This window comes from Methanonatronarchaeum sp. AMET-Sl (assembly GCF_029854155.1).
Lineage (GTDB): Archaea > Halobacteriota > Methanonatronarchaeia > Methanonatronarchaeales > Methanonatronarchaeaceae > Methanonatronarchaeum.
Genome location: NZ_CP122958.1, coordinates 1,142,223 through 1,154,840, shown reverse-complemented (window position 1 = coordinate 1,154,840; position 12,618 = coordinate 1,142,223). Strand labels below are relative to the sequence as shown.

The 12,618-nt window shown below is 36.1% G+C and carries 15 protein-coding genes; 10 read left to right on the top strand and 5 right to left on the bottom strand.

All coding sequences use genetic code 11. The features are described 5' to 3' along the window. Positions 1–5: 5 nt before the first annotated feature. On the top strand, positions 6–1,205 hold the full coding sequence (locus QEN48_RS05870) for an FprA family A-type flavoprotein (protein WP_280107971.1): 1,200 nt from the start codon (positions 6–8) through the stop codon (positions 1,203–1,205). Positions 1,206–1,245: 40 nt separating this feature from the next. Next, positions 1,246–2,259 carry a histone deacetylase gene (locus QEN48_RS05865; RefSeq protein WP_280109101.1) on the top strand — a complete coding sequence of 338 codons (1,014 nt, stop codon included), beginning with the start codon at positions 1,246–1,248 and terminating at the stop codon, positions 2,257–2,259. Positions 2,260–2,363: 104 nt separating this feature from the next. Here the strand turns inward: QEN48_RS05865 and QEN48_RS05860 are convergent, their stop codons facing one another. The 5 genes from QEN48_RS05860 to cofE form a co-directional block, all read right to left on the bottom strand. Beyond that, a complete protein-coding gene (locus tag QEN48_RS05860) occupies positions 2,364–2,591 on the bottom strand; it encodes a hypothetical protein (protein ID WP_280107970.1) in 228 nt (75 codons plus the stop codon). A 366-nt stretch (positions 2,592–2,957) separates the two neighbouring features. Further along, positions 2,958–3,080 carry a hypothetical protein gene (locus QEN48_RS05855; RefSeq protein ID WP_280107969.1) on the bottom strand — a complete coding sequence of 41 codons (123 nt, stop codon included), beginning with the start codon at positions 3,078–3,080 and terminating at the stop codon, positions 2,958–2,960. Positions 3,081–3,405: 325 nt separating this feature from the next. After that, positions 3,406–4,107 carry an RAD55 family ATPase gene (locus tag QEN48_RS05850; protein ID WP_280107968.1) on the bottom strand — a complete coding sequence of 234 codons (702 nt, stop codon included), beginning with the start codon at positions 4,105–4,107 and terminating at the stop codon, positions 3,406–3,408. Between the two features lie 222 nt (positions 4,108–4,329). Beyond that, positions 4,330–4,698, bottom strand: coding sequence for a hypothetical protein (locus tag QEN48_RS05845; RefSeq protein WP_280107967.1), 369 nt, complete (start codon positions 4,696–4,698; stop codon positions 4,330–4,332). Between the two features lie 34 nt (positions 4,699–4,732). Further along, positions 4,733–5,479 (bottom strand): coenzyme F420-0:L-glutamate ligase, encoded by a 747-nt coding sequence (gene cofE, locus QEN48_RS05840; RefSeq protein WP_280107966.1) that lies wholly within the window; start codon positions 5,477–5,479, stop codon positions 4,733–4,735. An 84-nt stretch (positions 5,480–5,563) separates the two neighbouring features. Here cofE and QEN48_RS05835 point away from each other — a divergent pair, with 84 nt between their 5' ends. From QEN48_RS05835 to truD, 8 genes are all read left to right on the top strand, one after another. After that, positions 5,564–5,953 (top strand): secondary thiamine-phosphate synthase enzyme YjbQ, encoded by a 390-nt coding sequence (locus tag QEN48_RS05835; protein WP_280107965.1) that lies wholly within the window; start codon positions 5,564–5,566, stop codon positions 5,951–5,953. 84 nt (positions 5,954–6,037) lie between these two features. Beyond that, positions 6,038–7,213: an HD domain-containing protein gene (locus tag QEN48_RS05830; protein ID WP_280107964.1), complete on the top strand. Its 1,176-nt coding sequence runs from the start codon at positions 6,038–6,040 to the stop codon at positions 7,211–7,213. A 92-nt stretch (positions 7,214–7,305) separates the two neighbouring features. After that, positions 7,306–7,872: a UbiX family flavin prenyltransferase gene (locus QEN48_RS05825; RefSeq protein ID WP_280109100.1), complete on the top strand. Its 567-nt coding sequence runs from the start codon at positions 7,306–7,308 to the stop codon at positions 7,870–7,872. Then, positions 7,869–9,170, top strand: coding sequence for a UbiD family decarboxylase (locus tag QEN48_RS05820; protein ID WP_280107963.1), 1,302 nt, complete (start codon positions 7,869–7,871; stop codon positions 9,168–9,170). The genes QEN48_RS05825 and QEN48_RS05820 overlap by 4 nt, the downstream gene beginning before the upstream one ends. Then, complete coding sequence (locus tag QEN48_RS05815; protein ID WP_280107962.1) at positions 9,157–10,326, top strand: aconitase X catalytic domain-containing protein; 1,170 nt, start codon at positions 9,157–9,159, stop codon at positions 10,324–10,326. The genes QEN48_RS05820 and QEN48_RS05815 overlap by 14 nt, the downstream gene beginning before the upstream one ends. Further along, complete coding sequence (locus tag QEN48_RS05810; protein WP_280107961.1) at positions 10,316–10,708, top strand: DUF126 domain-containing protein; 393 nt, start codon at positions 10,316–10,318, stop codon at positions 10,706–10,708. The genes QEN48_RS05815 and QEN48_RS05810 overlap by 11 nt, the downstream gene beginning before the upstream one ends. Positions 10,709–10,850: 142 nt before the next feature. Further along, positions 10,851–11,198, top strand: a complete 348-nt coding sequence (gene pth2 / locus QEN48_RS05805; RefSeq protein ID WP_280107960.1) for a peptidyl-tRNA hydrolase Pth2 — start codon at positions 10,851–10,853, stop codon at positions 11,196–11,198. A gap of 18 nt (positions 11,199–11,216) precedes the next feature. Then, positions 11,217–12,527 carry a tRNA pseudouridine(13) synthase TruD gene (gene truD, locus QEN48_RS05800; RefSeq protein ID WP_280107959.1) on the top strand — a complete coding sequence of 437 codons (1,311 nt, stop codon included), beginning with the start codon at positions 11,217–11,219 and terminating at the stop codon, positions 12,525–12,527. The last annotated feature ends 91 nt before the right edge of the window (positions 12,528–12,618 follow it).

The window sequence follows — 12,618 nt, the reverse complement described above, 5'->3', positions numbered from 1 at the left end:
TTAAAATGACAGTTAAATCAATATCAAGTAGGATTGATTGGGTTGGAGCTATTGATAGGGACCGTAGGTTGTTTGATGAACTCATCCCACTCCCAAACGGAACGAGTTATAACTCGTATTTAGTTAAAGGCGATAACGCCAATGCATTAATCGACACAGTTGATCCATCTAAAAAAGAAACTCTTTTCGATAACCTTAGACAATCCGGTATTGAAAAACTAGATTACGTAATCGTAAATCATGGCGAACAAGACCATTCAGGAACCCTACCAACATTAATCGAAAAGTATCCTGAATGTAAAATTGTCACCAACCAGAAAGCCAGAGATATATTAACCGACCACCTAACGCTTGAAGATGTTAAATTCAAGATCATAGATGATGGAGACCAACTAGATCTAGGTGGAGTAAAACTAGAGTTTGGATTAATACCATGGGTCCATTGGCCCGACACCCAATACACACATGCTATAGAGGAAGAAGTTCTTTTCACATGTGACTTCCTGGGCCATCACTACGCAACAGACCAACTATTTTTAAACGACGAATGTGAGTTAGAGGATTCTGCAAAAAGGTATTATGCCGAAATAATGATGCCGTTTAATTCAAGAGCACGGAAAAACCTAGAGAAAATCCAGGAAATTGAAAACGAAATTGAAATAATAGCACCAAGCCATGGCCCATTACATGAAAACCCCGAAAATATCTTAGATTACTACGAAGAATGGACCTCGAAAAAACTAAAAAACAAGGTATTGATACCCTATGTATCGATGCATGGAAGCACAGAAATCTTGGTTGAACACCTAACAAACGCATTAATAGAAAGAGACATCGAAGCTAAACCATACCACATAACCAAAACAGATATTGGAGATATAGCTAAGGAACTCGTGGACTCAGGAACAATAGTCATTGGTTCTTCAACGGTTTTAGGCGGAGCCCACCCAAAAGCATTGTATATAGCATATCTAGCCAATGGATTAGGAGCAAAAGCCAACTACGCATCAATAATAGGCTCGTATGGTTGGGGAACAAAAATAGTTGACCAAATCGCCGACACAATAAGCAGTCTAAAACTGGAGCTAATCGAACCAAAAATAATTAAAGGAAAACCTAACCAAAAAGACTTAAAACTAATCGAAGAAATGGCTGACAAAATACAGGAAAAACACCGAAAAGACCCAGACATAAACTCAAACTAAAAAACATAACAACAATAAACCAAAAAAAAGGGGAATATAACTGAATCTAAATCTTGCATACCACCCCAGTTTCCTTAAACACAATACTGGTGAAAACCACCCTGAAAACCCAGGTAGAGTTAAATCTATTCTAAAGAGTTTTGACGAAAACAATATCTGGCCACAAATTACCAAAATAAAACCCAAAAAAATCGATGAGAAAACTTTAAAAAAAGTCCATACCTCCAGCCACATAAATCAAATAAAACAGATATGTAAAACTGGGGGTGGTCGTATAGGTTCTGACACTGTCGTTGATTCCAGTTCATATGAAGTCGCCTTAACCGCCTGTGGAGCATTACAGAAACTGGTTAATGAAGCCATACAAAAACAAAAAAATGGACTCGCCTTAACAAGACCCCCAGGACACCATGCATTACCCAATAAATCAATGGGATTCTGTATATTCAACAGTATATCTGTAGCTGCAGAACATGCATTAAAAAAACTAGACAAAGTATTGATTCTAGATTGGGATGTCCACCATGGAAACGGAACACAAAAAATATTCTACGAAAACAACAGATTGCTCTACATATCAATACACCAAACACCACTATTCCCAGGAACAGGAGATATAAAAGAAACGGGCAAAAACCAAGGAGAAGGATACAACATAAACATACCACTACCAAGTGAAATGGAAGATCCTGACTACAACTACATAATGGACGAAATAATCATCCCTAAAATCAATCAATACGACCCTGAACTAATACTGATCTCCGCAGGATACGATGGACACCGAAAAGACCCACTTGCCAACATGAACTTAACGTCAAACGCATACTATCAACTAACCAAAAAAACAAAAAACACAGGAAAACCAATCGTAATAGCTTTAGAAGGTGGATACAACCATCAAGCCCTACAAAAATCAATCAACCAAACAATAAACGCCCTACTAAACAAAAACCCAAACAAAACAAAAACCATATCCCAAACAACCCAAAAAACATCAAAAACCACCAAACAAACAACCAAAAAACTCAAAAAAATACACAAAATAAAATAAAAAACCAAACAACCGAAAAAACCAATAAACCAACAACGAACTAAAAACAGAACCTACCGATACCAAAAATAAAATATAAAAATAAAATAAAGGAAATAAAGAATTTAGTTACCTCTTTCAACCCCGAAGCCAAGCTCCTTCAAAACCAGTTTAATTTTTCTAATCAACTCTTTTGTTAACTCTCCCTCTCTAGCCTTCTTAAGAATCCAGCTAGCTATAGCAAGCATAGCCATCATTATATAAAAAATCCATGAAATCAACTCTATAACTAACTCCAAAGCAGGCTTGAAAAACCTAGCCAAACTCATCAAAGCAGCTAAAACATTAACCATAAAACCACTTACAAACAAACCAATTATTCACAAACATTTCTCCACAATATCAATTTTAAAATCAAGGTAAATATACTCTTTCCCTAAAAAAACCAAAAAAACCAAAAAAACCCAATAACACCTATCCCTAAATCCAAAAAAACCCAAATTGAAAAAAAAAGTATATACCAACCAAAAATTTCCTTAACAGCAATTAAATTATTATCGATAGAAGTTGTGGAAAAATTAAAATTTGATATCTATTTTAAAGAAATCTAATCTAGAATCAATATGTTGATTCTTAACAATATTATTGTTAAAATTTAAAAAAATTAAGAAAATTAATAAGTTGATTTGGGCCTGAGTGGGATTTGTTTTCCACAACCTTTATGGCTCTTTCTTAGTAGAGTTCATAGACCACTTTTGGCAGTCTACTACTTGGCCTTTAACCTTTTTAATGGGTAGTAGGTTGTTTCGGTTCTCCTTTCGCCGCCTTTCCTTGTCATTCATACCATGAATGACTTGGTTTGTTAGGCTTTTCCAAAACCTTTTAACCCTTTTCAGGGGAAATGGTTTTGAAGCACTCAGTATGCCCTCAACTATATTATAAGTTGTCGTTCGATATATATAACACTTGCGTTTTTCGGTATTAAGTTGTTTAAATGGCTGATATTTTTTTCTTCATAAATCTGAGAGTATTTAATGGTCTTTTAAACCTTCAGAATTGTTAAAAAAAGAATGTAAAATAAATCTATTTTTCTAAATTAAGTAAGAAACTTATATGGAACGGAGATGGAAAACCTATGGATTTAGTTTTAGTAGGTTTTCAGTAGCATTATTTGTTTATGTCTTTTATTATGAGGTTTTTTGGAGTTATTTCGTAGTTTTTCCATCCGGTTTCTATTCCACTTCCAGATATTCTTATTTCTTTTTGCTCGTCGTTTTCTCGGGATTTTATTTGAATATCCATAATCTGTTTTATTATGTTTAAGGTTTTTTCGTCGTGGCTACCTTCTTCTAAAAGAATAGTTAATGTTCCATCAATTGATTTTATACGGCCAGAAAAAGTGTGTAGGAAACGGAATATATTTCTAGTATCTGCATACATCATCATAATAGAAATAGAATCTATACATATCCTTATTTTTTCATTTTTACCTTTTTTATAGAGATCTCGGATATATTCAGAAGTCTTGATTCCTATTTCTGTAAGGTCTCCTGGATTTGAAGCGTAAGCGACATTTTTATTAGAATCTGCTTTTTCAAGTTCTTGACTTTCCGATATACAGTCAACAATACCATATCTCTCTTCATGTTTATCTAAAGCCATTTCATTTTTATCAAACCAATCTACTACCTTCTTACCACTCTCATTTGAAGTAATCAATATTGAAGATTCCTCATTTTCCAGTCCTTTATAAAAAAATCGTTTAGCAAAAATATGTTTACCAGATAAAGGGGGTCCTTGGAAAACAACACTAGACCCTTGAGGGATCTCAACATCCATTCCATCAATACCAGTATTAAAACCACTCATTGAAAAAGGCCCTGTTAAAGTTTATTTATAAACAAGTTTATATTTATTCTTTTACAATAAACTACATCAACATTATTATAAACAATTGTTTAAAGGTTTTACTTTTCTAACTCACAACTCCCATCAGATTTGAACTAAAAATCAAAAATAAAATATAATAAATAAAAATGATTCTACGGCCAGATATATAGAGCACAGTCTTTTTAGCATTCTTATTAAGTTTTATCTCATAAGATTAGCTACATTATCTCTATCTACTTCTCTGTTATCTATTTCTAGGGTGATTGCGTGTATATTTGGGTTAAGTTCACCGTCAAACGGAATTAGGACTGAGGTTTCTTCTTCATTCATAGTGATTGTCTCACTAGATATTTCTCTGTCGTTATCTTGGAAATCAACTAGGGATACTTTGATTTCTGCTGGCTCATCTGGGTTTTGATTAATTAGGTCTACTTGTATTCCTTCTTCGGTTATTTGTGTTCCGGAAATCTGGATATCGGGTTGTTCTGCGGTCATTCCCATGCTGAATCCTAGGCCTACGAATCCTACTGCTATTAATACTGCTACGGCTTTCCCTAATTTGCCTACCATGTTGGGTCCTCTTTATTTCTATTGTTGTTTTGTTTTAATTTCTCTTTATCTTTTCGTTTTTGTATGGTTTTTTTGGTTTGAAGGCTGTGTTTTTTGGTTTGCGGTTTATTTGTTTTTTTAGTGGTTTTCCGTGGTGTTGGAATCCTCGTATTTGGGCGATGGGTGTTTGTTGGTTTGATTCGCCCATTACTAGGTTTGCGGCGCTTGCTAGTTCATCGGCTATGCATTGGGTTGTTGTTTTCATTTTTTGTTGGTATAGGTCTTTTTGGTTTTTATAGTCTGTGAGTGGTTTTATTCCTGATTGGGCGATTGCTGTTCCTACAGCTCCTTTTCGGAATGGTCTTCCTATGCTGTCTGTTATTATTGTTGGTGTTTTTGTTTCTTTATGTATTTTTTTTGCGTGTTTTTCTGGGTTTTTTGGGGGTAGTATTGCTTTGTTTGGTCCTGCGTTTGATTGGTCTATTTGGGCGTTTGCGCATATTAATCCATTTTTGTTTGTGATTATGTAGTTTGGTCCTAGGGTTAGTATTTTGCTTTGGTTTAGTATTAGTTGGCATATTTCAGGTTTTTTGTTTGTTTTTTCTGCTATTTTTTTTGCTTCTTTTGTTGGTTTTATATTGTTTAGGTTGATTGTTTGTCCTGTTGATTTTGATATTATTGTTTGGCTTACTACTAAGACGTCTTTTTGTTTTGGTTGTTTTATGTGGTTTTTTATTATTTTTGGGAGGTTGTCGTCTTTTTTTATTATGGGGAGTTTTATTCCGGTTATTTTTAGGTTCATGTTTCTCATTTTCTGGGGTTTATTCTGGTTTTTGGTCGTTATCTTGATTTATGTTTGGTTAGATTATTTTGTTGGTGGTTATTTATGGCTTATAGCTTTAAGGTTAGTACTGAAATGAGGACAGAGTTTGTTGATATTACTGATCGTGTTGAGGATGTGGTTACTGGTTTGGGGGATGGAGTGGTTGTTGTTTTTTCGGGTCATACAACGACTGGTTTAACTGTTAATGAGAATGAAAGTGGGCTTATTAGTGATATGGAGTCTTTTTTAGGTTCTTTAGTGGGTTCTGAGAACTGGCTTCATGATCGCATTGATGATAATGCTGATTCCCATTTAAGGGGATTGTTGTTGGATTCTAGTTTGGCTATTCCTTTTGAAGGTGGTGAGTTATTGCTTGGGTCTTGGCAATCTATTTTTTTGGTTGAGCTTGATGGACCTAGGGATAGGGAGGTTGTTTTGAAGGTGGTTGGTTAATGTTTTCATTTTTGTTTTTTGTTGAAGGGAACTCTTATTATATTGGTAGGGATGATATTTAGGTGATTGTGTGGCTAGGTATGTATGAGTAAGATTATTAAGGATCCTGTTCATGGTTATATATCTGTTGATGATTTTGTTTTGGATTTGATTGATACGCCTGTTGTTCAGAGGTTGAGGCGTGTTAAACAGCTTGGTTTTTCGTATTTAGTTTATCCTGGTGCTAATCATACTCGGTTTGAGCATTCTTTAGGGGCTTATCACTTGGCTTGTGAGATGTGTGATAGTCTTGATATATCTAAGAGAGAGGTTAAGGCCGCTGGTTTGTTGCATGATATTGGGCATGGTCCTTTTTCTCATACAAGTGAGGAGGTTTTGGTTAGTTGGTTTGATATAAGTCATGAGGATTTTGCTGAAGAGGTTGTTTTCAGTTCTGAGATATCTAGTGTTTTAGATAGTTGGGGGGTTAGTTCTGATTTGGTTTTGTCTTTGATTGGTGGTGAGGGTAAGTATGGTCAGGTTATTGCGAGTGAGCTTGATGTGGATAGGATGGATTATTTGGTTCGGGATGCGCATTATACGGGGGTTGCTTATGGAACTATTGATTATGAAAGACTTATTAATGAAATGAAGTTTGTGGATGGTGATTTGATAGTTATGGAGGGGGGTTTGAAGGCTGCTGAGTCATTACTTGTTTCTAGGTTTTTGATGCAGCCAACTGTTTATTTTCATCATGCTTCTAGAATTGCTGAAAAAATGGTTATGTCTGCCGTTGAGGTTGCTTTAGAGAGAGGTATTTTAGATGGTGATGGGTTTAGGCGTATGTTTGATTTTGAGGTTTTGCTCAAGCTTCGTGAAGTAGATGGTTTTCCTGGCAATATGGTTAATCGTGTGTTGAATCGAGAGTTATATAAACGAGCGGTTGAGGTTAACCGTAGTTCTATTGAATCTGATTGTGTTGATAAACTTGAGACCGATATTGAGTTTCGTAGAGAGATGGAGAAAGTAATTGCAAGTGAAGCGGGTGTTGAAAATGTGATTATAGATGCTCCGCCTAGAGTCGGGATGGAGGAGTTGAAAACTAAAGTTCTTCAAGGAGGAGATGTTAAACGTCTAGATGAGGTTTCTAGAATTGTAGATATATTGGATGATGCTCAATCTGATCAATGGAAATTCAGGATATATGTTCCTGAAGGAACCGTTAAAGAAGTTAAGGAAGTGTCCAAAGAGTTTTTAGAATTGGAGAATATAGATTATTGATTACCTAATATACCTTTTTTTGTTTTTGGTTTTCTGTATTTCTTTTTAAATTAAAAAAAGTTAGTATATGGGGATATCTATAGTTTTGTTTGGTGGTATTTATTAGATTAATATTGGGTTTGACTGGTGCAAGTGGAATAAGGTATGGAACAAGGTTGTTGGAGGTTTCAAGAGATTTAGATAGTATCGAACTGCATCTTGTTGTTTCAGATGCTGGTGAAAAGTTGATTAAGATTGAATCTGATTACGATGTTGAATCTGTTTTAGGTATGGCTGATTATTCCTATGGTTACAATGAAATGGATGCTCCGATAGCCAGCGGTTCATATAAAACAGATGGTATGTGTGTTGTACCATCCAGTACAAAAACATTATCTTCTATAGCTGGTGGCGTTACAGATAACTTAATTACTAGAGCAGCTGATGTCTGTCTTAAGGAAAATAGAAACCTGGTTTTAGTTACCAGAGAAACTCCCCTAAACCTGATTCACTTAGAAAACATGGCTAGGGTTTGCAAAGCGGGTGCAACTGTATTACCGGCCTGTCCAGGTTTTTATAGTGAACCTGAAACGATTGAAGATATGGTTGATTTTGTGGTTGGCCGGGTTTTAGATCAATTTAATATTGAACATAGTCTTTATAGGAGGTGGAGTGGTTGAGAGATTTTTTAAATCAAATTGAATATTATGATATAGAAAAGGAGTTTTCACCAAGATTCGAGATTCCGGCTATGGCTAAAAAAACAGATAAAACATTATTGTTTAATAATGTTGAGGGATTTGACCTCCCTGTAGCTATCAACGTAGCTGGTACAAGGAAGAACATCGCGAAAGATATTGGTTGTGATGTCGATGAAATTCCATCACGGATTCAAGAAGGCATCGAAAACCCAGGTAAAACGGTTTTGAATGGAGAGATAGTTGTTGAAAAACCAGATCTAAATAAAATACCTATTTTAAAACATTTTAAAAGTGATGCGGGTCGTTATATCACGTCAGGCGTTGTCATAGCTGAAGATGAAGAAGGTAGGCGAAACGCCTCTATACACCGCATGTTAGTAAAAGAAAAAGATAAACTCGGTATACGGATTGTTGAAAGACATCTTCATAAAATATACAGTAAAGCTGAAAAACAAGATAAAGCTTTACCGATAGCCATTGCCATTGGATTGGATCCAAGTGTACTTCTCGGTATCTGCACCCGAGTACCCGAAGGTTTCGATGAATTAAGGCTTTCAAGTGCTTTAAAAGGAAAACCAATTGAATTAAAACAATGTGATACAATAGACCTAACCGTTCCAGATAGCGAGATTGTTCTTGAAGGACATCTAGTTCCAAACACCCGGGAGCCAGAAGGGCCTTTCGTAGATATAACAGGAACTTATGACGGTGTTAGAGACCAACCGGTTATAGAGCTAACTGGCATGTATTTGAAGGAAAACCCGATCTATCACGGTTTACTACCTGCTGGAAACGAACATAAACTCTTGATGGGAATGCCATATGAACCTCTTATAATAAAAGAGGTGGCCAAACACTGTAAAGCCTTAAATGCCGTATTATCTCAAGGAGGTAGTTGCTACCTACACGGTGTTGTCCAAATCCAGAAAGAAAACAAAAATGATGGGATTAAAGCGATTGAGGCGGCAATGAATGCTCATTCCAGCATGAAACACTGTATAGTTGTGGATGAAGACATAGATATCTACAACCCAACAGATATCGAGCACGCGATCGCCACAAGAGTCAAAGGAGATGAAGACATCTATCTCTATCCAGATGTTAGAGGCTCAACATTAGACCCAAGGGGACAGCCCGATGGAACCGTATGTAAAACAGGTGTAGATGCAACAAAAACACTTGGAGAAGAAGATAAATTCAATCGAGCAAAAGTACCTGGAGAGGACAGCGAAAAAATAACAAAAACCTTAAACGGAATAAACAATGCATCTAACTAAAAAAGAAGAAAAAATCCTTGAAGGCAAAGAAGGAGATGTCTGTCAAAAAGCAATGGAGATATTGGTAGCCTTAGGCGATATATACGATGCAGACAAATTAATAAAAATAAATTCAGTACAGGTAGCTGGAGTTTCATACAAAACAATTGGAGACGCAGGAATCGAATTTCTAAAAGACATGAAAGGCCAGAAAGTCAAGGTACCCACACAACTCAACCCAGCCGGAATGGATTTAGAAAAATGGCAGGAACATGGAGTCACTAAGGAATTTGCATCGAAACAAAAAGAAATCATAGATATCTTCAGAGAAATGGATATAGACACAAAATGTACCTGCACACCATATCTAACAGGGTTACCACATGGCTATGGCCAACACCTAGCTTGGTCAGAGTCATCAGCAGTAAGCTACGTGAACTCAGTTATAGGTGCAAGAACAAATCGAGAGGGAGGGCCTTCTGCCTTATCAAGTGCATTGATAGGTAAAACACCTAACTATGGATACCACTTAAAGGAAAACAGAAAACCTGACATCACAATTAAAGTTGACACAGTGCTTGAAGGATCTGATTACGGAGCTTTAGGACGAATAATCGGTAGAGAAGTTGGAAACAAAGTTCCTTACTATCAATTAGAATCCAAACCAAAAGATGATGAATTAAAAGGTTTAGGGGCAGCAATGGCGTCGACCGGAGCAGTCGCTTTATATCATGTTGAAGGGGTAACCCCGGAAAGCAATGAGTACACACCACCCCAAAACACATTAACCATTACAGAAAGAGAGATAAATCAAGAATACAGAGGATCGAAAGAAAACGTTGATTTAGTAGCCATTGGATGTCCACATCTCTCCCCAAGCCAACTAGAAACAATAAAAAATTTACTAGAAGATAGAAAAACCAAAAAAGAAACATGGCTTTTCGTATCCAGAGAAGTTAGAGATAAAATGCGGAAAACAATTGATGAGATAACTAAGTCAGGTGCTAAAATAATAACAGACACATGTATGGTTGTTTCACCACTTGAGGAAATTGGATTCAAGAAAGTAATGGTGGATTCAGGAAAGGCTGCAACATACCTACCTAGCATGTGCAATGTAGAAGTAACATACTCAAACCTAAAAGAATGTATAGAGGTGGCTTGCAGTGAAGATTAAAGGACGGAGCATAACCAAAGGCATTGCTACCGGAGAAATACTCAAAACAAACCAGGAAATCTCCTTTTTAGGGGGGGTAGACCCTGAAACAAGCAAGATAACCGACCCCAACCATGAACTATTGGGACAGGAAATCAAAGACAAAATATTGATCTTCCCAGGAGGAAAAGGTTCAACCGTTGGATCATACATAATATACCAACTAAAGAAAAACAATAAAGCACCTAAAGCAATAATAAACAAAGAAACAGAGCCAATAGTTGCTGTGGGAGCCGTAATCTCAAAAATACCTTTAATAGACCAAATAAACATCGATAAACTTCCAAAAAAAGGAAAAGCAACGGTAAACGCAGAACAAGGAACTATAGAAACCAATAAATAAAAAAAAGCATAAAAAACCTTCAAACAAACCAACTCAAAAACATCAAAGCTTATCCCGAAACACTTCACCACACAACCAATTGAAATAAATTGTTTTTTCCATTAACCATATAGATATTAAGTTAGATTAGGATGGTGTTCATTTGAAACAGGTAATTGTGCTTAGAGAGGACATAGATATTTCTAAGGGAAAAGCGGCTGCACAAGTAGCCCACGCCTCACTAAATGCCTCTCTTAAAGTAAGGAATCACTCTAAAACTTCTTTCGATAAATGGATGGATAATGGTGCCAAAAAAGTCGTTCTTAAAGGTGAAAATGAAGACCAGCTCTTTGAACTAATGAGCATAGCAAGAGCCCTTGACGTATCCACCTCACTTGTAAGAGATGCAGGCCATACAGAAATCCAGTCAGGAACAGTCACAGCTCTAGGAATAGGTCCAGACAAAGACGAAGTCATCGATAGAATTACAGGAGACCTCAAAACCTACTAAACATAAAGGATCTTAAAAATGAGAAAAACCGAAAACAAACTTGAAAAAAAGGTTGGAATAAAATACTATACCTCTAGTCAAGACGGAGTTAATGGCAAGTTAAAGAAAACCCCTGAAGACTTCATTGTAAACGAAATAAGTTCAAACAACCAAACTGATTACGACCCAGATAAATTCGAAGAATACGAACAAACCTCGTTCAAAATCAAAGCAAAAAACTGGGAAACAAACAACCTCATACGAGAAATATCAAACCAACTAGGAGTAAGCAAAAACCGAATCGGTTTCTCCGGAACAAAAGACAAAAGAGCAATCACAGAACAAACCATGACCATATACAACATACGTAAAAAACAACTAGAAAAACTAGACATAAAAAACGTTGAAATATCAAACATCGGACTAACAAACGAAAGAAACGACTTAGGAAACCTAATTGGAAACGAATTCACAATAAAAATCCAAGACATCAAAAACAAAGAAAACATACCAAAAATAACAGAGACACTGAACAAAAAAGGAGTCATAAATTATTTTGGAATACAGAGATTCGGTAGTAAAAGACCAAACACCCACATAGTAGGTGAAAAAATAGTTAGAGACAAACCCAAAAAAGCAGTAAAACAATACGTTGCAAAAACACATCCCAACGAACCCAAACACACAAAAAAAGCCAGACAAGAACTCTGGGATAAATGGGAAGAACAACCATACCTTGAAGGCCTCAAAAAACTACCAAAACACCTACGGTACGAAAGAGCAATGCTAGACCACCTACACACCCACCAAAACGACTACATAGGAGCATTAAGAAAACTACCCCACAACCTACTCCAGATGTTCATACATTCCTACCAATCATACCTATACCACAAAATGATAAACGAAAGAATAAAACAAAACCTACCACTAAACAAATGCCTAGAAGGAGACGTTGTATGCTACACCGACCTAGAAACAGACATACCCAATAGATACGCAACAGAAAGAGTTGAACCACATAACCAACAAAAAATCCAAGAAATGATCGATGTAAACAAAGCATTCATAACCGCCCCCCTAATAGGAATACAAACAAAAAGAGCATTCGGAAAAATGGGAAAAATAGAAGACAAAATACTAAAACAAGAAAAAATCAAACCAAAAGACTTCAAAATAAAAAACATGCCCGAACTCACATCAAAAGGCCTAAGACGAGAAATAACCCTCAAAACCAAAATCAAAACAAAAATCAAAGAAAACACATTAACACTAAACTTCTTCCTACCAAAAGGAAGTTATGCAACATTAATAACCAGAGAATACATGAAAAACGGATACAACCCGTGAAATCCTCCTCTCCCTGAAGATAAAGAGGTCTTAGCCCTGAATTAAGATAAAAAATGATAAACCCATAAAACCCAATAACATATTTAAATTT